Source organism: Mesorhizobium sp. Mes31 (genome assembly GCF_024519675.1).
Classification (GTDB): Bacteria; Pseudomonadota; Alphaproteobacteria; order Rhizobiales; family Rhizobiaceae; genus Mesorhizobium.
Window position 1 is genome coordinate 112212 of record NZ_JALJRL010000012.1, and the last position, 24923, is coordinate 137134.

General features: G+C 64.1%; 29 protein-coding genes. 21 read left to right on the top strand and 8 right to left on the bottom strand.

Features of this window, described 5'->3' with window-relative positions:
- Positions 1-58: 58 nt before the first annotated feature.
- A complete protein-coding gene (locus NR193_RS20955) occupies positions 59-2398 on the top strand; it encodes a response regulator (RefSeq protein WP_256752669.1) in 2340 nt (779 codons plus the stop codon).
- A gap of 109 nt (positions 2399-2507) precedes the next feature.
- On the opposite strand, the gene NR193_RS20960 is transcribed toward NR193_RS20955, so the two are convergent.
- The 4 genes from NR193_RS20960 to NR193_RS20975 form a co-directional block, all read right to left on the bottom strand.
- Entirely contained in the window at positions 2508-3245 is a 738-nt protein-coding gene (locus NR193_RS20960) for a trans-aconitate 2-methyltransferase (protein WP_256752670.1), read from the bottom strand.
- Between the two features lie 59 nt (positions 3246-3304).
- Positions 3305-4159 carry a lytic transglycosylase domain-containing protein gene (locus NR193_RS20965; RefSeq protein WP_256752671.1) on the bottom strand — a complete coding sequence of 285 codons (855 nt, stop codon included), beginning with the start codon at positions 4157-4159 and terminating at the stop codon, positions 3305-3307.
- A gap of 148 nt (positions 4160-4307) precedes the next feature.
- Entirely contained in the window at positions 4308-5558 is a 1251-nt protein-coding gene (ispG, locus tag NR193_RS20970) for a flavodoxin-dependent (E)-4-hydroxy-3-methylbut-2-enyl-diphosphate synthase (RefSeq protein ID WP_091578931.1), read from the bottom strand.
- A gap of 322 nt (positions 5559-5880) precedes the next feature.
- Positions 5881-6060, bottom strand: coding sequence for a YdcH family protein (locus tag NR193_RS20975; RefSeq protein WP_027023510.1), 180 nt, complete (start codon positions 6058-6060; stop codon positions 5881-5883).
- Between the two features lie 241 nt (positions 6061-6301).
- On the opposite strand from NR193_RS20975, the gene NR193_RS20980 reads away from it, so the two are divergent.
- On the top strand, positions 6302-6505 hold the full coding sequence (locus NR193_RS20980; protein ID WP_091578683.1) for a YdcH family protein: 204 nt from the start codon (positions 6302-6304) through the stop codon (positions 6503-6505).
- Between the two features lie 32 nt (positions 6506-6537).
- On the opposite strand, the gene NR193_RS20985 is transcribed toward NR193_RS20980, so the two are convergent.
- Positions 6538-7326, bottom strand: a complete 789-nt coding sequence (locus tag NR193_RS20985; protein ID WP_256752672.1) for an IclR family transcriptional regulator — start codon at positions 7324-7326, stop codon at positions 6538-6540.
- 172 nt (positions 7327-7498) lie between these two features.
- On the opposite strand from NR193_RS20985, the gene NR193_RS20990 reads away from it, so the two are divergent.
- The 14 genes from NR193_RS20990 (at position 7499) to NR193_RS21055 (ending at position 18765) form a co-directional block, all read left to right on the top strand.
- Positions 7499-8329: a transporter substrate-binding domain-containing protein gene (locus tag NR193_RS20990; RefSeq protein WP_256752673.1), complete on the top strand. Its 831-nt coding sequence runs from the start codon at positions 7499-7501 to the stop codon at positions 8327-8329.
- 71 nt (positions 8330-8400) lie between these two features.
- Positions 8401-9066 carry an amino acid ABC transporter permease gene (locus NR193_RS20995; protein WP_091578687.1) on the top strand — a complete coding sequence of 222 codons (666 nt, stop codon included), beginning with the start codon at positions 8401-8403 and terminating at the stop codon, positions 9064-9066.
- On the top strand, positions 9067-9717 hold the full coding sequence (locus NR193_RS21000) for an amino acid ABC transporter permease (RefSeq protein WP_256752674.1): 651 nt from the start codon (positions 9067-9069) through the stop codon (positions 9715-9717). It abuts the gene before it with no gap.
- 4 nt (positions 9718-9721) lie between these two features.
- Complete coding sequence (locus NR193_RS21005; RefSeq protein ID WP_256752675.1) at positions 9722-10519, top strand: amino acid ABC transporter ATP-binding protein; 798 nt, start codon at positions 9722-9724, stop codon at positions 10517-10519.
- Between the two features lie 36 nt (positions 10520-10555).
- On the top strand, positions 10556-11017 hold the full coding sequence (locus NR193_RS21010) for a RidA family protein (RefSeq protein WP_256752676.1): 462 nt from the start codon (positions 10556-10558) through the stop codon (positions 11015-11017).
- A 25-nt stretch (positions 11018-11042) separates the two neighbouring features.
- On the top strand, positions 11043-12248 hold the full coding sequence (locus NR193_RS21015) for an aminotransferase class V-fold PLP-dependent enzyme (RefSeq protein WP_256752677.1): 1206 nt from the start codon (positions 11043-11045) through the stop codon (positions 12246-12248).
- A gap of 134 nt (positions 12249-12382) precedes the next feature.
- Entirely contained in the window at positions 12383-12643 is a 261-nt protein-coding gene (locus tag NR193_RS21020) for a hypothetical protein (RefSeq protein WP_256752678.1), read from the top strand.
- Between the two features lie 46 nt (positions 12644-12689).
- Positions 12690-13229, top strand: a complete 540-nt coding sequence (locus NR193_RS21025) for a sigma-70 family RNA polymerase sigma factor (protein WP_256752679.1) — start codon at positions 12690-12692, stop codon at positions 13227-13229.
- Positions 13226-14128 (top strand): anti-sigma factor, encoded by a 903-nt coding sequence (locus NR193_RS21030; protein ID WP_256752680.1) that lies wholly within the window; start codon positions 13226-13228, stop codon positions 14126-14128. The genes NR193_RS21025 and NR193_RS21030 overlap by 4 nt, the downstream gene beginning before the upstream one ends.
- 190 nt (positions 14129-14318) lie before the next feature.
- On the top strand, positions 14319-15308 hold the full coding sequence (locus tag NR193_RS21035; protein ID WP_256752681.1) for a sugar phosphate isomerase/epimerase: 990 nt from the start codon (positions 14319-14321) through the stop codon (positions 15306-15308).
- Between the two features lie 13 nt (positions 15309-15321).
- Positions 15322-16197, top strand: a complete 876-nt coding sequence (locus tag NR193_RS21040) for a MurR/RpiR family transcriptional regulator (RefSeq protein WP_256752682.1) — start codon at positions 15322-15324, stop codon at positions 16195-16197.
- Entirely contained in the window at positions 16194-17093 is a 900-nt protein-coding gene (locus tag NR193_RS21045; RefSeq protein WP_256752683.1) for a ribokinase, read from the top strand. The genes NR193_RS21040 and NR193_RS21045 overlap by 4 nt, the downstream gene beginning before the upstream one ends.
- Positions 17094-17194: 101 nt before the next feature.
- Positions 17195-17692, top strand: coding sequence for a 5-(carboxyamino)imidazole ribonucleotide mutase (gene purE, locus NR193_RS21050; RefSeq protein ID WP_256752684.1), 498 nt, complete (start codon positions 17195-17197; stop codon positions 17690-17692).
- Complete coding sequence (locus NR193_RS21055; RefSeq protein ID WP_256752685.1) at positions 17689-18765, top strand: 5-(carboxyamino)imidazole ribonucleotide synthase; 1077 nt, start codon at positions 17689-17691, stop codon at positions 18763-18765. Before purE ends, NR193_RS21055 begins: the two co-directional genes overlap by 4 nt.
- Before the next feature lie 70 nt (positions 18766-18835).
- Here the strand turns inward: NR193_RS21055 and NR193_RS21060 are convergent, their stop codons facing one another.
- The gene (locus NR193_RS21060) at positions 18836-19249 is read right to left on the bottom strand and encodes a lysozyme inhibitor LprI family protein (protein ID WP_256752686.1); all 414 of its coding nucleotides are present in this window, start codon (positions 19247-19249) and stop codon (positions 18836-18838) included.
- Between the two features lie 241 nt (positions 19250-19490).
- Between NR193_RS21060 and ykgO the strand changes: the two genes are divergently transcribed.
- From ykgO to NR193_RS21075, 3 genes are all read left to right on the top strand, one after another.
- Positions 19491-19616: a type B 50S ribosomal protein L36 gene (gene ykgO, locus NR193_RS21065; RefSeq protein WP_006327841.1), complete on the top strand. Its 126-nt coding sequence runs from the start codon at positions 19491-19493 to the stop codon at positions 19614-19616.
- Between the two features lie 113 nt (positions 19617-19729).
- Positions 19730-20335: a hypothetical protein gene (locus NR193_RS21070; RefSeq protein ID WP_256752687.1), complete on the top strand. Its 606-nt coding sequence runs from the start codon at positions 19730-19732 to the stop codon at positions 20333-20335.
- A 125-nt stretch (positions 20336-20460) separates the two neighbouring features.
- On the top strand, positions 20461-21528 hold the full coding sequence (locus tag NR193_RS21075; RefSeq protein ID WP_256752688.1) for an alpha/beta fold hydrolase: 1068 nt from the start codon (positions 20461-20463) through the stop codon (positions 21526-21528).
- A gap of 24 nt (positions 21529-21552) precedes the next feature.
- Here NR193_RS21075 and pyk read toward each other — a convergent pair whose 3' ends face one another.
- Entirely contained in the window at positions 21553-22989 is a 1437-nt protein-coding gene (pyk, locus tag NR193_RS21080; RefSeq protein ID WP_256752689.1) for a pyruvate kinase, read from the bottom strand.
- Positions 22986-23474, bottom strand: coding sequence for a DUF1036 domain-containing protein (locus NR193_RS21085; RefSeq protein ID WP_375162724.1), 489 nt, complete (start codon positions 23472-23474; stop codon positions 22986-22988). Before NR193_RS21085 ends, pyk begins: the two co-directional genes overlap by 4 nt.
- A 245-nt stretch (positions 23475-23719) precedes the next feature.
- On the opposite strand from NR193_RS21085, the gene NR193_RS21090 reads away from it, so the two are divergent.
- Positions 23720-24517: an N-formylglutamate amidohydrolase gene (locus NR193_RS21090; RefSeq protein ID WP_091578712.1), complete on the top strand. Its 798-nt coding sequence runs from the start codon at positions 23720-23722 to the stop codon at positions 24515-24517.
- Positions 24518-24528: 11 nt separating this feature from the next.
- Entirely contained in the window at positions 24529-24837 is a 309-nt protein-coding gene (locus NR193_RS21095; protein WP_256752690.1) for a DUF1244 domain-containing protein, read from the top strand.
- The last annotated feature ends 86 nt before the right edge of the window (positions 24838-24923 follow it).

Consider the following 24923-nt stretch of genomic DNA (forward strand, 5'->3'; position numbering starts at 1 on the left):
AATGTAAATGAAGCGTAATCCCGGCCATTAAAATGTTGCGTATGTGTTGGGGTTGCGCATGCCGGAATATTCGTCCTTCATCCGGTCGGTCCGGATGCGCTATATTTCAGGATTGCTGATCTTCGCGCTGGCCTCGGCCGTCATCATGATTGCGCTCGATCGCGTCAATTCCTTTCGCCATGACATCGACGCGCTGAGCAGCAATCTCGTCGCCTTCACCCGTGATCTGCGCAACGCGACCAGCTTTGCCGAAACGACCGGTACCGCCTGGCGGGCCGAGACACGCGATGCCCTGACCTCATCGGCGCGCGGCCATTCGGAGCGGCTGACCGGCGAAATCGAGACGCTGACCGCGCAGCTTGCAGCGATAAAGCCGCGCCTTTCACGCAAGACCATCAACGAGCTCGAATCCGCTTCCGTCAACGGTGATCTGTTCTGGTCGCCGCGCGACATGGTGCGCAACTTCAACCTGATGTCGATGGCGCAGAAGGTCGATGAATGGAGCTATCGCGAAATCCGCAACCAGAACGACCTGTTTGCCCAGCCCATGCTGGTGCGCGTCCGCACCGCCATGGACGATGAGCGTCATTTGGCTGATGCCTCCAGCGACAGGCTGCTGCTTTGGGCGAGCGGCATCCTGTTCGCAGCCCTTGCCATCGTCGCCTTCTGGATTTTCCGCCCCATGGAATCGGCAATCCGCCGTGCCTTTGCCGAATCCGCCGAATCCCTGTTCAAGGCCGAGGCCGCCGACCGTGCCAAGTCGGAATTCCTCGCCAATATGAGCCACGAAATCCGCACGCCGATGAACGGAGTGCTCGGCATGGCCGAATTGCTGGCCAAGACCGACCTGACCCCGCGCCAGAAGACTTTCACCGAAGTCATCGTCAAATCCGGCAATGCGTTGCTCACCATCATCAACGACATCCTCGATTTCTCGAAGATCAATGCCGGCCAGCTTACCCTCGACCCCGCTCCCTTCCGTCTCGCCGAGGCGGTCGAGGATGTGGCGACGCTGGTATCGGCGCGCGTCGCCGAAAAGAACCTCGAACTGATCGTGCGTGTCGACCCGCGCCTGCCGGCCTATGTCGTCGGCGACGCCGGACGGTTCCGGCAGATCGTCACCAACCTGCTCGGCAATGCGGTGAAGTTCACCGAAAAGGGTCATGTGCTGATCGATGTCGGCGGCGAGATCGTCAAAGATGTCGTCCAGCTCAAGGTCCGCGTCGAGGACACCGGCATCGGCATACCGGCCGAGAAACTGCAGAACGTTTTCGAGAAATTCGCCCAGGTCGACGGTTCATCAACCCGCCGCCACGAAGGCACCGGCCTCGGCCTCGCCATCGCCGCCCGCCTCGTCGATCTGATGGCCGGAAAGATCGGCGTCGAGAGCGAGATTGGTCGCGGCTCCGTGTTCTGGTTCGCCGTGCCGCTGCCCGCGCATCATGCCGCCGCGCGCGATGAAATCGTGCCGGTCGACGTCACCGGCGCGCGCGTGCTGGTCATCGACGACAATCCGGTCAACCGCGAAATCCTGCTCGAACAGCTCCGGAGCTGGAGCTTCGATTGTGCCGCCGCCGAAAGCGGCGCCGTGGGCCTGGCCTTCCTCGATCGCGCCTGCCAGCTGGGAGCCGCTGTCGACTGCGTCATCCTCGACTACCAGATGCCGGGCATGAACGGCGCCGATGTCGCCAGGGCCATTGCCGCCGACAGCCGGCTGTCCTCGATTCCGGTGGTGCTGCTGACCTCGGTCGACCAGGTCGATTTCGGCAAGATGATCCTCGACTTCGGCATTGCCGCGCACCTGACCAAGCCGGCGCGCTCCGCCGTCCTGCTCGGCACCGTCATTTCGGTCGTCCAGAAGGCCCGTTCGCAGGTTGGCAAGGCGCAGTTCGTCCGCGAACCGGTCCCGCCGCTTCCACAGGCGCCACCGCCCGCCTTCACCGTGATCCGCGGCCCTGCAATACGGGCCGCGACGGCACCGGCATCGACAGCCACGCCGAACGGCCCGATCGATATCCTCATTGCCGAGGACAATGACGTGAACCAGCTGGTGTTCGGCCAGATCCTCAATGGACTGGGCCTCAGCTATCGCATCGCCGGCAACGGCCGCACGGCGGTCGAGATGTACCGGGCGCTTCGCCCCAAGTTGATCCTGATGGACATCTCGATGCCGGAGATGAACGGTTACGAGGCGACCCGCGCCATCCGGGCGATCGAAGCCTCGACGGGCACGCACATACCGATCATCGGCGTCACCGCGCATGCGCTGAAGGGTGATCGCGACAAGTGCATCGAGGCTGGCATGGACGACTACCTGCCGAAACCAGTTTCGCCCGACCGCCTCGGCACCAAGATCGGCACCTGGCTCAGCGAGACGGTGGAGGCCAAGACGGCGTAGCGCATGTCGCCCAAAAGTGCGCAACAGGTTTGGGACAACGACTTGCGTAAGAACAGACTTAAAGCGGTCTCTCGATGCGCCTTAAGGTGGTTCCCGCCCGGCCGGTGGATCAGCGCAGCCGGCCGATCGGGATGATTTCCGGCGAGTTGGCGACATAAGGTTCGCCCTGCCAGCCGCCGAGCCATTGCTCCGCGAGCAGACCGGCTTCATCCAGCATTACGGCAAGATCCTCCTTTGTCGGGAAAGCGATCTTCGATTCAGCGCCCAGAACCGATCCGCCGCCTGGAATTTCATAAAAGGTCGAATAGGCGACGACGCCAGTGGCGGCATCGTGTTCCACATCATTCCAGGCCTTGACGGTGCCGAGACGGGGATGCGCCACTTTCCGTTCGGAGCGCTGTGGCGTCCATTCGCGCCATTCCGCGACGGCGGGATTTCGGGTGTCGAAAATGAAGCGTCCGCCCGGAGCAAGATGAATAGCGATGGTGCGCAGCACCGACGCTTGATCGTTCGCTGTCAGGAAAACCTGGAAGGCATGCCCGGTCAGCAGCACCAGATCGAAGCGTCGCCCGAGCCGTACGGTTCGCGCGTCGCCCTCGACCCAATCGACCTTGTCTCCACCAGGCCTGCCGCGCCCGACATCGAGCATCGGCGATGCCGGATCGACGCCGGTGACGCTGCGCCCGTCGCCGAGCGCCGCGGCCAGCTGACCGGTGCCGCAGCCGAGGTCAAGGACCGAGCGGGCGTTGCCGGCGAATCCAAGACAATAATTGAAATCGTCGCCGCCTTCGTTCTCGATATCGTAGAACTGGACGAGATCGGGGTCGCTGTAGAGTCTGTCGGTCATGGCGGGCGCCTATAACCGAAATTCTTGCTGGATGCGACTGCGGGCTTGTTGGTTTGGCCTCACCGGTTGCGCACCACCACGCACGCCCCGCCGACGCTTTGCAGTTTCTGGCAGATGACATTGGCGGCGGCGCGGTCGTCGACACCGATCCTGACCGCGTAGATGCCGCGCCGGCCGATCGGCGTGCGCACCCGGCTGACCACCGGATCATGCCCGCCAAGCAGAGCCGGAAACCGGCCTCTCACCCGCAGCCACTGGCTGATCGCGGCACTGCGGCGGAAGTTGCCGGCCACCTGGATGCCCCACGGTTTTATGTTGATCGAAGCCATCGCCACGGTTTGCGACATGATCACCGGCAGCTTGCGGCAAGCCACGGCAAAATCCGCCTTTGCGTCGAGCGGCTCGACCTTTCCGGCATGGGCCCGGTCGGTGAAGTTGTCGACCGGCTCGCCCATGACGTCGAAAACATAGCTCTCGGTCTCCATCGGCAGGAAGCCGCCGGAGCCCAGCCAGCGCGACACTCGGCTTTCGCCAGCATTGTAGGCGGCGGCCGCCAGGCCGAGATTGCCGTAGCTGGTTTTCATTTCGGCGAGGTATTTCGCCGACGCCGGGATCGCCTGGTTGATGTCGAAGGAATTGGCGAGGCCGCGCATCTTGGCGGTCCCCGGCATGAACTGGGCGATGCCCTCGGCGCCAACCGGACTGACGGCGTCGGGATCGAAACGGCTTTCCTTCCAGATCAGGCGGGCAAAAAAATCCCGCGGCAGGCCGTTCTGGTCGGCATGAGCCTGAATCAGGTTGCAGATCCTGTCGATGAGCCTCTGCCTGGCCGATTGCGGCGGATCGGCCTGGACAGCTGTGGAGCACACCAGCGCGCAAAGCAGAACCGGCGTCGCCCTGAGGAAACGCTGCATCGCGCGCTGAGCCCGTGCCGAAAGTCGCTCCGGCGCGCCACATGATGGTGGCTTCGAGAACCGGAGCGCAGCGGACATTTGGTCCGTGAGCACCGGAAGCGCAGAAGACGCCTTCAGGTGGCCGCCGGAGTAGAGTTTCCGCATGGGCTCATTCGGCCGCGGCCTTGCCGCGACCAAACCGTTGCTCGATATAGTCGGTGACCATTTTCTCGAAATCCGCCGCGATCGATGGCCCGCGCAGCGTCGCCGCCTTCTTGCCGTCGACGAAGACGGGCGCCGTCGGCGTCTCGCCGGTGCCGGGCAACGAAATGCCGATGTCGGCATGCTTGGACTCGCCCGGACCGTTGACGATGCAACCCATCACCGCGACCTTGAGGTTCTCGACGCCGGGATATTTCTCGCGCCACACCGGCATGTTCTTCCTGAGATCGGCCTGGATGTTCTGGGCGAGTTCCTGGAACACGGTGGAGGTCGTGCGGCCGCAACCTGGACAAGCGGCGACGATCGGCACGAACTGCCTGAACCCCATGGTCTGCAGCAGCTCCTGCGACACCTGCACCTCGCGCGTGCGGTCGCCATTCGGCTCCGGCGTCAGCGAGATGCGGATGGTGTCGCCGATGCCTTGCTGCAGCAGAATGCCCATCGCGGCGGACGAAGCCACGATGCCTTTCGACCCCATGCCGGCTTCGGTGAGGCCGAGATGCAGCGCATGGTCGGAGCGGGTGGCGAGCTCGGTATAGACGGCGATCAGGTCCTGCACGCCACTGACCTTGGCCGACAGGATGATTTTCTCGCGGCCAAGGCCGATCTCTTCCGCCATCTCCGCCGACAGGATCGCCGATTGCACGATCGCCTCGCGGGTCACTTCCTGCGCGGTCAGCGGAAAACCCTGCGCCTGGTTGTCGTCCATCAGCCGGGTCAGCAGCTCCTGGTCGAGCGAGCCCCAGTTGACGCCGATGCGCACCGGCTTGTCGTATTTGATCGCCATCTCGACGATCGCCGCGAACTGCCGGTCCTTCTTGTCCTTGAAGCCGACATTGCCGGGGTTGATGCGATATTTGGCCAGCGCCTCGGCGCAGGCCGGATGGTCGGCCAAGAGCTTGTGGCCGATATAATGGAAATCGCCGACCAGCGGCACGTTGATGCCGAGCCGCGCCAGCCTTTCGTGGATGCGCGGCACGGCGGCCGCGCTCTCGTCGCGATCGACGGTGATGCGCACGATCTCGGACCCGGCGCGGTGCAGCGCCGCGACTTGCGCGACCGTCTGGTCGACATCGGCGGTGTCGGTGTTGGTCATCGACTGCACGACGACAGGCGCGCCGCCGCCGACGACCACGCCGCCGACATCGACGCCGACCGACGTGCGGCGAGGGAAGGGAAAGGAAAAATATCCGGTCATGCCGGCAGCCTTTTGTCTCTGGAGCGCTGTGCGCCCACCTGGACGCACAAAATGCGCCCCGGGCCGATGCGCTAAAGTTCGGCATGAGGTGGATGAGCAAAGATGGCTTGTCAATGGCGACAGGTCGCCACTGGCCGCAATTGGCCTGTCGCCGGGGATCAGAAACAATCCGTGGACCTTGCGAGGGCCGAAACGCAAATGGAGCTGAACGGAGGTCCAACTCGGATCGTGGCCAGTGCTGAAAATCAAAAACCACCACACCGGCGGCAGTCGCCGCCGGCAAGAGAGGCCGCGGATGGTGAGCGGCTATGTCAGAAGGGCATCAATGCGTGGTTGGTTGCGCCCTCAGTTTTTCAATCTCGTCCTTGAGTGCCAGCTTGCGTCGCTTGAGATTCACGATTTCGAGGTCGTCCACCGACGGGTGGTTCATCGCGTCATCGATTTCACGTTCGATGTCGCCGTGTTTCCGCTGCAACTCATCAAGATGGGAAGCAAGAGACATGATTGGTTCTCCCTTTCATGGTTTCCTCGATTGCAACCGCCAAAGGCGCGTCCACCGCAGGCTCGCTTCTGTGACGGCACCATGACACTGTGCCACCATCCGACATCGATGTCGAATGCTGCGTGGTAGCATTCCACGACAATGTGAAATGTGATATGGGCTGCGCGCCGGTGGCAGAAGTTGCCGGCCCCGCCCAAATCAGGCCCATTTTTGGGCGCCGCAGACGTGCAGACGGTAGAGAATGTCCGATCAGGAACAGGCCGATATTCGCCTCGAATTTTCCCGGCTGAAGCAGGAACACGCCGATTTCGACGCGGCGATCAACGCGATGATCGCCACGAATTGCGACCCGCTCCAGATCCAGCGCATGAAGAAGAAGAAGCTGGTCCTCAAGGACCGGCTGATGGCGCTGGAAGATAAGATCATTCCCGACATCATCGCGTGAGCGGCAACGCCCGGTCGCTTCTCGCCACTGACCTATCCGCCGATCGAAAGTCTGGCCGCGCGGTCGCGCAGCAGGCCCAGGAGATTGCCGGTCCGTTCCTCTGACGTGTCGATGGGAACCACCAGGCACATCGTCGCCTCAACCCTGCCCGGCGCGGAAAACACCGGAACGGCCAGGCATTTTGTATAGGCATCGACCAGGCCGGATGTGACGCAATAGCCGGTCGCCCGGGCGGTCGCTATATCGGTGATGAAGTCATCCAACAGCAGTCGGCGACCGTCGGGCAGCGTGAGATCGTCTTCCGACACCATGGCCTCGATATCAACCCTTTCCAGGCCCGCCAGCAGCAGCCGGCCCGAGGCGGTCCAGGGCAGCGGTATCTGCAGGCCGGTGGCCGAACTGATACGGAAGGGTCTAGTTCCCGGACTCGAATGGACGATCGTGTAGCGGCCGCTCTGCAGCATGCACAGTTCCGAGGTTTCGCCGGTTTCGCGCGAAAGATGGTCGACCTCCTGACGCCCTCGCCTCAGCAGGTCGTTACCTCGCACATAATCCATTCCATAGAGGTAGAGCTTCTTGCCGAAGTAGACGCGATTGCCGTCGCCAGCCATCTCCAGCAAGCCGGCCTCGACCAGCGAACGCACGACCGTGTAGGTCGTCGAACGGGGTGCATTCACCCCCTTGGCAAGGTCGCCAATGCCGATCGCACGCTGCGTCACGTGAAGAAACTCCAGAATCTCGAGCACCCGGTTGAGGCCCTTTTCACGGGAGCCTCCCGTTCTCTGGCCAACCGAAACTGCCAAGGCACTGCCATCTTGCATTGTCGATTCCTGATGTTAGTATCTGTCTTGTACAGGATACAAACGTCTCTTGTAAGAGACAATCGCTCTGAAGTCCACCGACGCGTGTATTGTCTGTGCATAGGGGAACACAACACGAAAGGAGGTCGCCGTGAACGACACATCCGGAAGACGTGATTTTCTGAAATTGGGAATGGCAGGTCTGGCCACGGCCGGCGTGCTGGCTACCGTCGATGCTCAGAAGGCCGCTGCCCAGGCAGCACCCGACAGCCTGCTGCGCACGGTGCTCGACCGCGGCAAGCTGATCGTCGGCACCGGCAGCACCAACGCGCCCTGGCACTTCGAGAACGACGCTGGCGAACTCGTCGGCATGGACATCACCATGGGACGCATTCTTGCCAAGGGGCTTTTCGACGATCCGACCAAGGTCGAATTCGTCATGCAGGACCCCGCGCAGCGCATTCCGAACGTGACCACCAACAAGGTCGACATCACCATCCAGTTCATGACCATGAGCGCGCAGCGCTCGCAGCTGGTCAATTTTTCCCGGCCTTATTATGTCGAGGGCGTCGCCCTGCTGAGCCTTCCGACCGCCGAGAACAAGACCTTCGACAAGCTGCTCGCGGCGGGCTCGGCAACGCGCGTCTCCATCCTGCAGAATGTCGATGCCGAGGCGCAGGTGCATTCGGTCCTGCCCGAGTGCCAAGTCATGCAGATCGATACCCAGGCCAACGTGCTGCAGGCGCTGGAATCCAAGCGCGTCGACGCCGCCGCCGTCGATCTGTCCACGGTGCGCTGGCTCGCCTCGCGCAATCCGGACAAATACTTCGACGCCGGCAAGAGCTGGCTGAGCATGCTTTATGGCGCGGCACTCCGGCAAGGCGACCTTGACTGGCTGACCTTCGTCAACGCGACCTTCACCATCGCCATGTTCGGTCACGAAAACGCCCTCTACGACGCGGCGTTCAAGGACTATTTCGGGCAGGAGCCGCCAGCGCGCCACCCCGGCTTCCCGGCCATCTGATCTGCAACGGGCGGAAGGGCGTATCCAGCGCCCTTCCGCCTCCCGACGGCCCTCGGCACTGAGGCGGACGCATGGGCTATGCCCTCAATTTCAACCTGATCTGGCGGCATTTCGACAAGCTCTGGGGCGGACTGCTGCTCAGTCTCGAGCTCGCCGTCATCTCCATCGCTATCGGCATCGTCATCGGGCTGGTTCTGGCGGTCTGGTACGTTTCGGCAGGGCGTGTGGTGCGAACGATTATCGCCGCCTATGTGGAATTCATCCGCAACGTGCCGCTGATCCTGCTCGTCTACCTCGTCTTTTACGGCCTGCCGACGGTGGTCGATATCGCCTACAGCGCCCAGACCTCGTTCGTCGCGACGCTGGCGCTCTATAGCGGCGCCTATCTGGTCGAGGTGTTTCGGTCCGGGCTGGAAGCCGTGCCGCGCGGCCAGATCGATGCCGGCAAGGCGATCGGCCTGACACCCTGGCAAAGGTTGCTGCATGTGCGCCTGCCGACGATGCTGCGCATAACGCTGCCTGCGCTTTCCAACACGTTCATCTCGCTTTTCAAGGATACGTCCGTGGCGTCGGTGATTTCGGTGCCCGAACTGACTTACGGCGCCCAGTGGATCAACTTCAACACGTTCCGGATCGTCGAGGTCTATCTCGTGGTAACGGCGATGTACCTGCTCACGGGCTATGCGCTTCTCTATGCGCTGCGGCTTCTCGAACGCTGGTTCAGGGCGGCGCACTAGATGATTGGCCAGATCGCCTATGCCTTGCCTTTCCTCGCCCAGGGTCTTGCCCTGACGCTGTGGGTATCACTGCTGGTCGTGGTGTTCTCGCTGGTCGCCGGCGTGATCATGGGCGTCGGCCTGGTCTATGGTCCCGCCCCGCTGCGTTGGGCGGTGCGCATCTTCAGCGACACCATCCGCGGCATACCGATCCTGGTGCTGATCTTCTTTGTCTATTACGGCCTGCCTGCCGTCGGGCTTCATCTGCCGTCCTTCTGGGCCGCCGTGCTGGCGCTCACCCTGTTCAAGACGGCACAGGTCATCGAATACCTCAGGGGGGCGGTCGGTTCCATTCCGAAGGGGCAATCCGAAGCGGCAATGGCGATCGGACTGACCTTTCGCCAGCGCCTCGCCTACGTCATCTTCCCACAGGCGTTCAGGCGGTTCCTGCCGCCCTGGATCAACGGCGTTACCGATGCGGTCAAGGGCAGCGCGCTGGTGTCATTGCTCGGCATCACCGACCTGATGCAGGCCATTAACCAGGTCATCGGCCGCACCTACGAGGCCATGCCACTCTACATTCTCGGCGCGCTCATCTACTTCGCCGTCAACTACGCGCTCTCGCTCGCCAGCCGGCGGCTCGAGAAGCGCTTCTCCTTCATCCGGGAATAGCACGATGTCCACCAGCTCCAAGAACGACACCCCGGCCCTTCTCGACGTCGTCAATGTTTCCAAGTCCTTCGGCGCCGTCGAAGTGCTGCGCTCGGTCAGCCTGCAGGTGGCGCGCGGCGAAGTGGTGACTGTCATTGGCCCCTCGGGCAGCGGCAAGACCACGCTGCTGCGTTGCGTCAACTTCCTCGAAAGCTACGACAGCGGTTCCATCCGCATCGACGGCAAGGAGGTCGGCTTTCGCGAAACCGGGACCCGGCTGCGCCGCAGCGAACGCGACCTCGCCGCCATGCGCGCCGAGACCGGCATGGTGTTCCAGAGCTTCAACCTCTTTCCGCATCTGACAGCGGCTGGCAACATCATGCTCGGCCTCACCAAGGTGCGCGGCAAGAGCAGCGCGGAAGCGCGCACTATCGCCGAACACTGGCTCGGCCGGGTTGGCCTTGCCCACAAGGCCGACAGCCTTCCCGCCGAACTCTCCGGTGGCCAGCAGCAGCGGGTCGGCATCGCCCGGGCCGTGGCGATGGGACCGAAGATCCTGCTTCTGGACGAGATAACCTCCGCGCTCGACCCCGAGCTGGTCGGCGAGGTGCTCGAGGTCGTGCGCAGCCTGGCCGAGGATGGCATGACGATGGTGATGGTCACGCATGAGATGGCCTTTGCCCGCGATGCTTCGAGCCGCATCGTCTTCATGGCCGACGGCGGCGTCAGTGCGGCCGGCCCACCCGCCGAAATTCTGGCGGCGGACACCGACAATGAGCGCCTCCGCACCTTCCTGGCGCGCTTCCGCGCCTCGCATTTCTGACACCAGACGGCGAAAGCTGTCGCAAGGAGCCTATTCATGACGCCTTACATCCGGCTCGCCGAGTTGGGCCTGACGCTGCCCGAACCGCCGACGCCCATCGCCAACTTCGTCACCCACGCCGAAAGCGGACGGTTGATCTTCCTGTCCGGCCAGGGGCCGCTGCGGGCCGACGGCACGCTCTTCACCGGCAAGGTGGGAGAAGACGTCACGGTCGAGGAGGCCTACGGCCATGCCCGCCTCACCGGCCTCAATCTGCTCGCGGTCATGCATGCGGCCGCTGGCGACCTCGGCCGCATCGTGCGCATCGTCAAGCTGCTCGGCTTCGTCAACGCGATACCGACCTTCAGCGATCATCCGAAGGTGGTCAATGGCTGTTCTGACCTCTTCGCCGACGTCTTCGACAGCATCGGCGGGCATGCACGCTCGGCGATCGGCGTCGGCTCCTTGCCCGGAAACATCACAGTCGAAATCGAGGCGGTCGTCGAGATCGACGCCTGACTTCTCCTCAATGGGATCAACAGAAATGAAAACCACTTCCGCCGGCGGCTCCAACTCGACAATCCGCGAACGGCTCGGTCTTCGCCCGATCATCAACGTCTCCGGCACGATGACCGCGCTCGGCGCGTCGATCATCGTCCCCGAAGCGATCAGCGCCATGGCCGAAATGGCCTCGCAATGGGTGGAGATGGACGATCTGCAGCGTGCGGCAAGCACGGTCGTCGCGCGCCTCACCGGTGGCGAGGCCGGCTTCATCACCGCCTGCTGCGCCAGCGGCATCACCATGGCCATAGCCGGCGCGATGACCGGAACCAACCTGCTCGCCATCGAGCGTCTGCCCGATGACACGGGCGACCTCAAGTCGGAGGTCGTCATCCAGCTTGGCCACATCGTCAATTACGGCGCCCCGATCGATCAGTCGGTACGCGTCGCCGGCGCCAAGGTGATGCCCGCCGGGACGGTCAGCGTGACGCAGGACTATCATGTGCGCGAAGCGATCAACGACCGCACCGCAGCCGGCCTCTACGTCGTCGCCCACCACACCGTGCAGTACGGCATGTTGTCGCTCGAGGAATTCTGCGAGATCTGCCACGCCAAAGACGTTCCGGTGATCGTCGACGCGGCGTCCGAGTATGATCTGCGCGGTTTCCTGGCGCGCGGCGCCGACATCGTCATCTACAGCGGCCACAAATTCCTCTCGGGACCGACCAGCGGCATCGTCACCGGGCGCAAGGACCTTGTACGCGCCGCCTATCTGCAGAACCGCGGCGTCGCGCGTGCCATGAAGGTCGGCAAGGAAAGCATCGCCGGCACCATGGCGGCGCTGGAAGCCTGGGAAAAGCGCGACCATGCCGGCATCCGCCGACGCGAAGAGGCAGCGCTCAATTTGTGGAAGGACGCGCTGCAGGGACTGCCGGGTATCTTTGCGAAGATTATTCCGGACCCGACCGCCAATCCGCTCGACCGCCTGCAGATCTTCGTGTCGCCCGAGAGCCGGTTCACGGCGGCAGGTCTGACCTCGGCCCTCGCGGCGGGTTCGCCACCCATCATCGTGCGCAACCACGAGGTGGAGCGCGGCCATTTCTTCCTCGACCCGTGCAATCTTCACCCCGGCGAGGCGGAGATCGTCGCCGAACGGCTGCGCGCCATTTTGACCGCGAAGGACCGTCCCGCGGACGCGATGAAGCCTGTCCGCAAGGATTCGTCCGGCGCGTTGCGCTGGCCGGACTGAGCATCAAGCGGACTACTGACCTGAAATGACCGATCACGCGACTGTGAACAGGCGAATTTGCACGCGGCGGGAATAAACCAACGCCGTCCCGGGTCTCCTCGACATACGCCACTGCAGGCGTTGAGGAGACCGACATGCCCCATCATTGCGAGGACGACGGCGAACATGGCCGCGGCACCAGCCGTCGTCATGCGCTGAAGGGCATGATCGTCGCCAGTCCTTCCTCCATGGCGCCCTTCGCTGCCACAGCGCCCTTCCCTGCCACAGCGCCCTTCCCTGCCACAGCGCTTGACACCGGTGACACAGATGAATTCACCTTCACCACAGCAGGCGACTTTGCCTGTTTCTGCGGGGTTCGCCCGCACAGGCAGGGCAAGATCACCGTCGCTCCCTGAAGGGGCGTGGCAAATCCTGCCCGGAGTATCGGATCATGGTGCTGCTTTGAGCGAGAAGGCCTTGGCCGAGCGCTTCAATGAAGTGGTGCTGCCGCATCTCGGCGACGCGCTGTCGCTTGCCCGCTGGCTGACCGGCAATGCCGCCGACGCGGAGGATGTCGTGCAGGATGCCTGCATCAAGGCGCATGCCGGCATATCAGGCTATGCCGGCGGCAATGCCCGCGCCTGGCTGCTGACCATCGTGCGCAACACCTCCTACACCTGGATGTCGCGCAACCGGCCGCGCGGCATCATGGCTGTCGGCGACCTCGGCGATCTCGACGACATGGCGGCGGCACACGGCACCAGCCTGCCGGACGAGGACGGCCCGGAGGCGACCCTGATCGCCAGGGCGGATACGGCGGCACTGGAAGCGGCGATCGCGGCACTGCCGCAGCCGTTTCGCGAGACGCTGGTGCTGCGCGACATCAACGGCCTCAGCTACCGCGAAATATCGGCCATGCTTGGTGTGCCGATCGGCACGGTGATGTCCAGGCTGGCACGGGCCCGCGGCCTGCTTGCGTCTGAACTGGGGAGAACGCCATGACCAGCCATGACGACGGACTGCCCAATGATCCCGAAGGCATCACGCTGATGATCCACGCTCTGGTAGATGGCGAACTCGACGCGGCGGCCGCACTTGCAGTGGAGCGGCGCATTGCCGCCGACCCGCGGCTTGCCGACGAACATGCCCGCATCGTCGCCTTGCGGGCGGCGGTTACCCGCTTGCCGCGCCCCGATGTCAGCGATGCCTTTCGCGCCCGCATCGCGGCGATCGGCATGGCGTCCAGGGAACGGCAGGCGCAGGACGAGGAGCAGCGAGGCGCGCCGTCGGCGCTGCCGGGATTGATTGCGGGCGCTGGCGGAGGCCAAAGGCGAGAAGCCGGAACACGGCCCTCTCAGGCGCGGGCGCTGCCAAGGGCGCGTCGCTTCGGCTCGTTCGACTGGCGGGCCATGGCCGCGTCGATCATGATCAGCGCGGTGCTGGCCAGCGGGGCGACGCAATGGGTGATGTTCAACAGCGCGTCCGACGGCTTTGCCGCAGCGGTCGCAAGCGGCCATCGCCGCAGCCTGCTTGCCGCCAGCCCGATCGACATCGTCTCGTCCGACCGCCATACGGTCAAGCCATGGCTCGACGCCCGGATCGGCGTTTCGCCGCCGGCGCCCGACCTTGCGCAGGACGGCTACGCACTGATCGGCGGCCGCGTCGAGGTGATCGCCGATCGGCCGGTGCCGGCACTGGTCTACCGTCACCGCGAGCACCTGATCACGCTGGTCGCCGAACCGCAGCAGGGCGGCAGCACCACCGCGCCGGAAGATCTTTCGTCGGGCGGCTTCTCGATGGTGCATTGGAGCGACGGCGCCTTCTCCTACTGGGCGATCTCCGACATGGAGCGGCCCGAACTCGACGACTTCGTCGCCCGCTTCCGCAAGGCGGCGGTGTAAGCACGGCCCTGCCCGGTTACTGATCGCACCGCCGACTCCAGCCTAAGACGCCGGCTAGGAAATTGCCGGCATGCCTGTGCTTGGCTCAGCGCCGGTCGCAACGGCAGTCTGCGATTGTTCATAGCCTTCAAAATAGAAACTTTACAAATTTTTGTATTTATGTGAAGCTGTAACAGCTGAAGGGTCACCCATGACAGCCAATCGCTTCGCCACGCGCCTGAATTCCTTTGCCTCGCGGCCACAGGCCGAATGGCCCGGCCTCGCCGGCAAGCCGTCGCTCATGCAGATGGCGGCGCGCGCCGCCAAGGTTGCCGGGCTGACCGATCTCGATCTCAATTTCCCTGACCATGTCGGCGAAAACCCCGCCGAAATTGCCCGCAAGCTTGGCGATCTCGGCCTTTCCATCAATGGCTTCGCCATGCGCTACTATTCCAATCCGGCCTTCAAGCTGGGCGCCTTCACCAATCCTGATCCGGCGGTTCGCCGCGAAGCCATCGACATGACCAAGGCCGGCATCGATGCCGTGCGCGAGGCGGGCGCCAGCCTGATGACGCTGTGGCTTGGCCAAGACGGCTTCGACTACGCTTTCCAGGTCGACTATGCGACGCTCTGGCAACACGAAATCGACGGGATTCGTGAAGTTGCGGCACATGACCCCGACTGCCAGATCAGCTTGGAGTACAAACCGAACGAACCGCGATCCTACAGCCTGATGCCGGACGCGGCGACGACCCTCTTGGCGATCCGCGATGTCGGCCTGCCCAATCTCGGCGTCACCCTCGACTTCGCGCATGTGCTCTACGCCGACGAGCAGCCGGCCTTTGCCGCCGCCCTGGTGGCGCGCCACAGCAAGCTGCTCGGCGTGCACCTCAACGACGGCTACGCCAAGCGCGATGACGGCCTGATGGTCGGCGCCGTGCACACGCTGCAGACCATCGAACTGCTCAGGCAGATCCGCCGCGACGGTTACGCCGGTGCCATCTATTTCGACACCTTTCCGGACATGACCGGGCTCGACCCGGTGCATGAGTGCGAAGTCAACATCGCCACCGTCAAGCGCATGCTGCGCGTTGTCGACCGGATCGACAGCGACAACCGCCTGTCTGCCGCCATCAACAGCCAGGACGCCGTGACGTCGCAGGCCATCATCCAGGAAATCATGCTCGGGCCGGACGCGTGACGAGGGGGCGTGGATGACCTTGAGCGGGCTGGACCTGAAAGCGGTAGGACCGCGCATCCGCATGATGATGCCCCATCTCACCCCGCTGGAGGCGAAGGTGGTGGAGACCGTCTTCGGCCGGCGCGGCTTCGACGAGAGCATCCCACTGAAGCAGATCGCCGAGGAATCCGGCGTGTCCGAAGCGATGGTGGTCAAGATTGCCAAGAAGCTCGGCTTCTCCGGCTATCGCGACTTTCGCACCGCCGTCTACGAATACAGTCGCCTGCCGACCGCCGAGATGCACCAGGAACTGTCGTCCGACGACAGCTCGGCCGAGATCGTGCAAAAAGTGTTCCGCACCTCGATACAGGCTCTGGAAGAGACGCTCGCCATCCTCGATATCGAGGATTTCGACCGCGCCGCCGAACTGCTTTTCCGTGCGAAGAATCGTGACTTCTACGGCGTCGGCGGTTCGGCGCAGATCGCGCGCGACGTCTCGCACAAATTCCTGCGCATCGGCATCCGCGCATCGGTCTACGATGACTCGCACATGATGCTGATGTCGGCCTCGCTGCTCGGCGCGGACGACATTGCCGTCGGCTTCTCGCATTCGGGCAACACGTCGGCCGTCATCGACGCCATTCAGTTGGCCCGCAAGAACGGTGCCCGCACGCTGGCCATCACCAATTACGACAACTCGCCGCTGGCCCAGATCGCCGACATCGTGCTGTGTTCGACCGCGCAGGGCTCGCCATTGATGGGCGAGAACGCTGCGGCGCGCATCGCCCAGCTCAACATCCTCGACGCGCTGTTCGTGGCGGTGGCGCAGCGCGACTACCAGGCGGCGGAGCGCAATCTCGGCCGCACCATGTCGGCGGTGACATCGAAACGAAAAGACCGGGGCTCATGACGCTGCCAACGACGCCGCTGGTCACCGTGTTCGGCAGCCTGCATTACGACATCATGGTCGATGCCCCCGACCGACCGCGCAAGGGCGAGACGGTGACTGGCCATGCCTGGCACCCGAAATGCGGCGGCAAGGGCGGCAACCAGGCCGTCTCGGCGGCGCGGGCCGGCGTAAGCGCGGCGATGATCGGCGCCGTCGGCGACGATGATTTCGGGCGGGCATTGCTGGCCAATCTCGATCGCGCCGGCGTCGACCGCCGCTTCGTGCGGGTGGCTTCGGGTACCGGCTCCGGCATGAGCGTGGCGATCTTCGACGCAGGCGGCGACTATGGCGCGGTGATCGTTTCGGGCAGCAATCTCACGCTCGGCGAGGCTGACGTCACGGCCGCTTCCGATGTGGTTGCACGCACAGCGGTGCTGCTGCTGCAGAACGAGGTGCCGGAGGCCGCGAACATTGCGGCCGCACGCGCGGTGAAGGCAAAGGGTGGCCGCGTCGTGTTCAACGCCGCACCCGCCCGCAAACTCTCCGACGACTTTCTCGCGCTGGTCGACATCCTCGTCGTCAATGCCATCGAGGCGGAATTCCTGGCCGGCGTGGCGGTGGTCGAGACGCTCGACGGCGCCGCGCAAGCGGCGCGGCGGCTCGTCGATCTCTGCCCGGTCGCGATCGTCACGGCGGGTGGCGAAGGCGTCGCCTGCTGCGAACGGACCGGCGCGGCCTTCGCGCTGCCAGCCGTCCCGGTCAAGCTTGTCAGCACGCATGGCGCGGGCGATGAATTCGTCGGCGCGCTGGCCGCAGGGCTCGCCGGTGGAGACGCCATGCGGGTGGCGGTGACCGCCGCCAACGCCGCTTCGGCCCTGCTGGTCTCGACACCCGAGGCCGAGCGTCAAGGCATCTAATGGGCTGGTTTCCATCTGCCGGACAGCGGCAATGCCCGCCTATCCTTGCCGTCGCTGCCAAATTCCGCTAAGGCGCGCCTTTGTCGCCGGGGAGCACGGACTTGGACGATCAACGCGCCGACGTCGCCATCATCATGGGCAGCCAATCCGACTGGGCGACCATGCGCCACGCCGCCGAAACCCTGGAGGCGCTGGGCATCCCGCACAGGCGGCTGATCGTCTCCGCGCATCGCACGCCCGACCGGCTCTATGATTTCGCCAAGGGCGCCAAGGCTGCCGGCTACCAGGTGATCATCGCCGGTGCCGGCGGTGCCGCGCATCTGCCCGGCATGACGGCGGCGATGACGCCACTGCCGGTGTTCGGCGTGCCGGTGGAATCGAAGGCGCTCTCCGGCCAGGATTCACTGCTGTCCATCGTTCAGATGCCGGCCGGCATTCCGGTTGGAACGCTGGCCATCGGCAAGGCCGGCGCGACCAACGCGGCACTTCTCGCCGCCGCCGTGCTGGCGCTCCACGACGACAAGCTTGCCGCGCGCCTGGATGCCTGGCGCGCCGCGCAGACCGCCAAGGTCGCCACCGAACCGACGGATACGCCGTGAGCCTGCCCGCCGGATCGACCATCGGCATCATAGGCGGCGGCCAGCTCGGCCGCATGCTGGCGATATCAGCCGCCCGCCTCGGCTACCGCACGGTGGTGCTCGAGCCGCAACCGGATTGCCCGGCGGCACAGGTCGCCAACCGGCAGATAACGGCTGCCTATGACGACCCGGCGGCACTTGCCGAACTGGCGGCGGCGAGCTCCGTCATCACCTACGAATTCGAGAACGTACCGGTCGCGGCCGCCAGCGCGCTTGCGGACAAGGCTTCGGTCTATCCGCCGGCGCGAGCGCTGGAAGTGGCGCAGGATCGCGTCACCGAGAAGACGTTCCTCAATGGCATCGGCATTGCCACCGCCGATTTCCGCCCAGTCGACAATGACGACGATCTGACCGCGGCACTGAAGGCATTTGGCGGCAGCGGCATCCTCAAGACACGGCGCATGGGCTATGACGGCAAGGGCCAGCGCGTCTTCCGCAACATGGAAGCGGGCGGCTTTGCCGGCACCTGCGAGGCGATGGGCAATGTGCCGCTGATTCTTGAGAGCTTCGTGCCCTTCGAGCGCGAGATTTCGGTGATCGCGGCGCGTGGGCTGGACGGCGCCGTCGCCAGCTACGATCCGGCCGAGAATGTCCATCGTAACGGCATTCTCCACACATCGACCTTGCCGGCCGGCATAAAACCCGAGACGGCGGCGGCGGCCCGGACGGCGGCGGCCAGGATACTGTCGGCGCTGGACTATGTCGGCGTCATCGGCGTCGAGTTCTTCGTGCTCGCCGACGGCTCGCTGCTGGCCAACGAGATCGCGCCGCGCGTGCACAATTCCGGCCACTGGACGGAGGCCGCCTGCATCGTCTCGCAGTTCGAGCAGCACGTCCGTGCCGTCGCCGGCCTGCCGCTGGGAGATCCCCGGCGTCATTCCGATTGCGTGATGGAGAACCTGATCGGCGATGACGTGCTGCGCGTTGCCGAGCTGCTCGCCGAGCCCGATCTGATGCTGCATCTCTACGGCAAGGCCGAGGCGCGACCAGGCCGCAAGATGGGCCATTTCACCCGGATCAGCCGCCGCCATTAGGCATTTCCAAGAAAAGCGTGAAGCGGTTTTCCATCCGGAATTGCGTCAGAGCAAGAGAGAGGCCGGCAACCTACTGGACGTCGTCCTCGTCGGGGCTGGCGCAACTCGCATCGCCTTCCTGGCAGTTGGCCGCTGCGGCAAGCTGCTTGATACGGTCGTTGGTCAGCCTGGTCAGGCATTGCGAGACCTCCATCGCATGGATCGAGCCACCGCTGCTGGCCGCGGTGGAGTGCGCGCACTCGGCGTCGCGGAAACTGATCCATGCGCGTTGCGCCACCTGCAGCAACTTCTTGTCATCGGCATCATCGGAGCTGATCAGATCCTGATAGGCCTGGTTGAGCTTGGCGTCGGCTGCCTGATAATCCTCGGCGGCGCAGATGTTCATCATCTGCTGGCTGTCGTCGCCGCGGTCGCACTCCTGGGCACGGGCAGCCCAAGCTCCCGCCAGCAGGACAAGGCAGGCAGACAGGAAAATTCGGCGCATAATCACCCCCAAATCACGTCACGGCGGCCGCATCATCCCAGCCGGGCTCTGGCCACGCAATGCCGCAGGGCATCGATGGCGGAATTTGATGACAGGGATGGTTCACACCCGCCTATGGAGCATGCTTGCGGTTGACACGGACAAGGCTCCTCGTTTATGAGCCACCCACAGTTCAAAGGCGCGTCTTCTGGCGCGCCTTAAAATTTCGACCCGGACCGGGTCCACACCGACAGGCAAGACCATGAAGATCAAGAATTCGCTCAAGGCGCTGAAGGCGCGTCATCGCGACAACCAGCTGGTTCGCCGCAAGGGCCGCGTCTACATCATCAACAAGACCGCCCCGCGCTACAAGGCACGCCAGGGCTGAGTTTTCGGCCGGAGGCTTGTTGCCTCCGCCCACTGATGCTTGTCGCCGGCCCCGCCGGTCGTTTCACGCCAAATTCAGTTTGACGTTCCGCCGTCCGGGACTAGAGTCCGGCGATGCGGATTCTTTTTGCATTTTTCACAAGCCTGCTTCTATCCGGCGCCATTTGCTTGCCGGCACGGTCGGATGACGCGGTCGCGCCGCAGGCCGCCCCCGACGCGCCACCAGTGGCAACGACGAAGCAAGCCCGTCTCGATCAACTGTTCAGCGACTTGAAGCGCGAGCGCAACGAAAAGGCGGCCGAGCGCATTGCCGGCAACATCTGGAGCGAATGGTTCCAGTCCGGCAGCGCCTCGATCGACCTGATGATGCAATGGTCGCAGAAGGCCATAGAGAACCAGAAGTTCGACGTCGCGCTCGATTTCCTCGATCAGGTGGTGACCTTGCAGCCGACCTACGCCGAAGGCTGGAACCGGCGCGCCACCGTGCATTTCATGATGAAGAACTACGGCAAGTCGATGTCCGACATCGACCATACGCTGCAGCTCGAGCCGCGCCATTTCGGCGCGCTGTCCGGCCTGGCGCAGATCATGGCGCTGACCGGCCACAAGCAATCGGCGCTCGAGGCCTGGCAGAAGGTGCTGGCCATCTATCCGATGCTGCGCAGCGCCCAGGACCAGGTCGCCACGCTTTCGGAGGAGCTCGCCGGCGAAGGCATTTGATTGCGCTAAGGGCATAGGAAGCAGGGATTGGGCAGTAGGTGCAGATCGCACTACGGAACACACACGCCCTACTGCCTACTGCATTACTCCAGAACTTATCCCCCTCCACCCCCGTATCTCCCCGCATGAACCTGATCTACGCCCTGCTCGCCTTCCTGATGGCGCTTGTCTTCGGCCTCGTCGGCGTCACCCGCGCCGGCTCCTGGCTGATCGAGCGACGCAATCCGCCGATCGGCGAATTTGCCGACATCGGTGGCGCGCGCATCCACTATGTCCATGTTCCGGCGCCTGCCAATGCGGACCTGCCGCCGATCGTCTTCGTCCATGGCGCCAGCGCCAATCTCAGGGATCAGATGCTGCCGCTGCGGCCACTGCTCGAAGGCCGCGCCGAAATGCTGTTCTTCGACCGGCCGGGTTTTGGCTGGTCGGAGCGCGGCCAGGGCAACAACGAGGATCCGTCGGCCCAGGCCAACACCATCGCCGCGCTGATGGACCGTCTCGGCATCAAGAAGGCTGTCATCGTCGGCCATTCCTTCGGCGGCGCGGTGACCACGGCCCTTGGCCGTGAGCATCCCGACAAGACGCTTGGGCTGGTCTTCCTGGCGCCGGCGACCCATCCCTGGCCGGGCGGCGCTACCTCCTGGTACTACGACCTGACGACCATTCCGGTCCTCGGCTGGTTGTTTTCCGAGACGCTGGCCTATCCGGCCGGAGCGCTGCGGATGGCGGATGCCACGACCTGCGTCTTCTCACCCAACAAGGCGCCGGAGAATTATCTCGCCGCCGCGTCGATCCCGCTGGTGCTGCGGCCGTCGGCCTTCCGCGACAACGCCACTGATGTCGCCGGGCTCTATCGCTATGCTCTTGGCGCCGCACCGCACTACACCGAGATCAAGGCGCCAACGGTGGTCATCTCTGGCGACCGCGACAAGGTCGTCTATGCGCATATCCATTCGATCGGCCTCGAGCGCGATATTTCAGGCGCCGAGCTCGTCTGGGTGCATAATCTTGGCCACAAGCCGGACTGGATTGCGCCCGACCTCGTCGTCGGCGCCATCGAGAGGGTCGCCGGCAAGACAGTTGATCTGCGGGCAATGGCGAAGGCCGTCGAGGCGAGGATCGCCAACGACGCCTATGATGACGGCAAATGCGCCGACATCAAAGTGCCCGAAGCCGAGCTCGCGCCGACCTGAGCGGCCACACCGGTGGCGCCTAAACTACCGGCTCCTCTGCCCATCCGATCCGACATAGGCGATGCGCAGCATGTTGGTCGAACCCGGCGTCCTCAGCGGCACGCCGGCGGTGATGATGACGCGGTCGCCCGGCTTGCCGAACTCTTCTTCCAGGGCAATGCGGCAGGCACGATCGACCATGTCGTCGAGATCGATGGCATCGGGCGACACGACGCAATGAGTACCCCACAACAGCGACAGTCGACGCGCCGTGTTGACGATCGGCGACAGCGCGATGATCGGCACTTGCGGCCGCTCGCGGGCGGCGCGCAGGCCGGTGTTGCCGGACGCCGTGTAGGTGATGATCGCCGCCAGTTTAAGCGTCTCGGCGATTTCGCGGGCAGCCAGCGAAATGGCGTCTGCGCCGGTCGCTTCCGGCTCGGAGCGCTGCGCGTTGATGATGCCGGCATAGGTCGGGTCGGTTTCGACCTTGGTGGCAATGCGGTTCATCATCGCCACCGCCTCGACCGGGTAGGCACCCGCCGCCGATTCCGCCGACAGCATGATGGCGTCGGCGCCTTCGAAGACGGCGATCGAGACGTCGGAGACCTCGGCGCGGGTCGGCACCGCCGCGGTGATCATCGATTCCAGCATCTGCGTGGCAACCACCACCGGCTTGCCGGCACGGCGCGCGGCGCGCGTGATCTGCTTCTGGATGCCGGGCACGGCCTCGAGTGGCATCTCGACACCAAGATCGCCACGGGCGACCATTAGCGCGTCGGATAGTTCGATAATCTCGGCCAGCCGTGCAACAGCCTGCGGCTTCTCGATCTTGGCCATGATCAGCGCCCGGCCGCGCGCGATCTTGCGCGCTTCGGCCAGATCTTCAGGCCGCTGCACGAACGACAGCGCCACCCAGTCGACGCCGGTGGCGAGCACTGCATCGAGGTCCTTGCGGTCCTTCTCGGTCAGCGCGCCGACCGGCAGGTCGGTGTCGGGCAGGCTGACACCCTTCTTGTCGGAGATCGTGGTGCCGGCAATGACGGTGCAGACGATCGACTTGCCGTCGCTTTTCACCGCCTTCAGCTCGAGCTTGCCGTCGTCGATCAGCAGGCGGTGGCCGGGCTCGACCGAGCTCAGGATTTCCGGATGCGGCAGATACACCCTGGTCGATGTGCCTGGCTCGGGATTGTCGTCGAGCGTGAAGGTCTGGCCGACGGTCAGCACTTCCTTGCCATTGGCGAACTTGCCGACGCGCAGCTTGGGTCCTTGCAGGTCGGCCAGGATGCCGATCGGCCGGCCAACCGCTTCCTCTACGGCGCGGATGCGCCCGACCAGCGTGCGCATCAGCTCGTGGTCGGTGTGGCTCATGTTGATGCGGAACACATCGGCGCCCGCTTCGAACAGCTTCTTCAGCATCTCCTCCGAAGAAGAGGCCGGACCGATGGTGGCGAGGATCTTGACCTTGCGGCTGCGTCTCATTGACTGTTTGTTCCCGGGGCGGCTGGAGCGCCTCCCGTTGCGGGCTCATCGGTCAGCTGGACCATCCAGCTTGCCTGTTCGCCCGTGTCATATTCCTGGAATCCGGCGCGCTGGAAGCCCCGGGCGACGCAGTCGGTTACGCCGGCGATCTTGAACTCTTTTTCAGCCACGCACATGTTGATCGGGCCGTCCCAGCGTCCGCCGCGCTCGGCGTCTTCTGCATACAGATAGTAAAACCTTGATGACAGCGGCCCTTCGATCAGCGTCTTGCAGCTCGATCCTTCGATGTGCCACCAGCCCTCGGTGATCCAGCCGGCCTTGGCGCGGTAGCCGATGCCGACACCGACGAGATTCTGCGTGGCGTTGCAGACGCGGAAATCGGCGCGGGCTGGCGAGGCCACGGCCATTGCCGACAGGCCCACGGCGAGCGTCAGGAGCGGCATGGCGAAGGCAAAGCGCCTGCACTGCCCGCCGGCGGAACTCATCCCGAAACCCCTCAAGAACCACATCAGCATCTCTCTGCGCCCCTTTTCGGAAAAGTCCGGGCGCATGTCAACGCGCCGTTTTGTCCAATTCCAATCGATTTAGAAAGGCTCCGGCGCACAATTCGCCGACTTCTGCCAGATTTCCCGGGAAACCTTGGCCAAACAACGGCATTGCGCGAGCGTCGTCTTCGTGGAATGACGATAGCACCCTCCCCGGAAGCCAGCGAACAGACCATTTCCCGCCAATGACCCGATCCACAGTTTTCGCGCCTTTCGACATTGTCGAGGGCGACCGCAAGCGGGGCATCGTGCTTCTGGCCGATCATGCCCGCCGCGACCTGCCCGACGACTATGGCAGCCTCGGCTTGCCGGCGGCGGAATTCGACCGCCACATCGCCTATGACATCGGTGTCGAGACGGTGACGCGCGAACTGGCCTCGCTGCTCGGCGTGCCGGCGGTGCTCGCCAATTTTTCGCGGCTGCTGATCGATCCCAACCGTGGCGAGGACGATCCGACGCTCATACGTCAGCTTTATGACGGCACCGTCGTACCCGGGAATTACCCTCTTGCCCCTGAAGAACGCGAGAGACGGCTCGACAGTTTCTACCGGCCCTATCACGATGCGGTCGGCGCCATGATCGCCTCGGTCGCGCAGGCTTCCGCCAAGGCGCCGTTCATCTTCTCGGTGCATTCCTTCACTCCGGTCATGCAAGGGATCCAGCGTCCCTGGCATGTCGGCATCCTGTGGGACCGCGACGAGCGGGTGGCGCGACCACTGATCGACATGCTGGCCGAAGACAAGACCCTTATCGTTGGCGACAATGAACCCTATGACGGCGCGTTACGTGGCGACACCATGTTCCGGCATGCCATCGTCAACGGCTTTGCCCATGCGCTGATCGAGATCCGCCAGGACCTGATCGCCAGCGGCAAGGACGCGCTTGCATGGGCCGATCGCCTGGCACCTATCGTTGACGCGATCGACCGCCGCCCCGATATACATGTCGTGAAGATGTTCGGCTCACGTACCGGGCCGATATGACGGAGGTTTCGATGACCGAACTCAGCGACGAGCAGCAACGAGATTTCGAGGCTGCCGCCTTCCGCCGGCTGGTCGAGCATCTGCGCGAACGCAACGACGTGCAGAACATCGACCTGATGAACCTTGCCGGCTTCTGCCGCAACTGCCTGTCGAACTGGTATCGCGAGGCAGCCAATGCCGAGGGCGTAGACCTCACCAAGGACCAGTCGCGCGAGATCGTCTACGGCATGCCCTATGCCGAATGGCAGGCGCTCAACCAGACCGAGGCCTCCGACGCCAAGAAGGCCGAATTCGAGGCAAGGCGGCCCAAGGACCACTAAGTCAACCGTCGGTGCCCTCGATCGTTTCAACATTGTGTTTGGCCCAAAAACTTTCGGAAACGAGTGCTTGACTGCAAATTGAATCG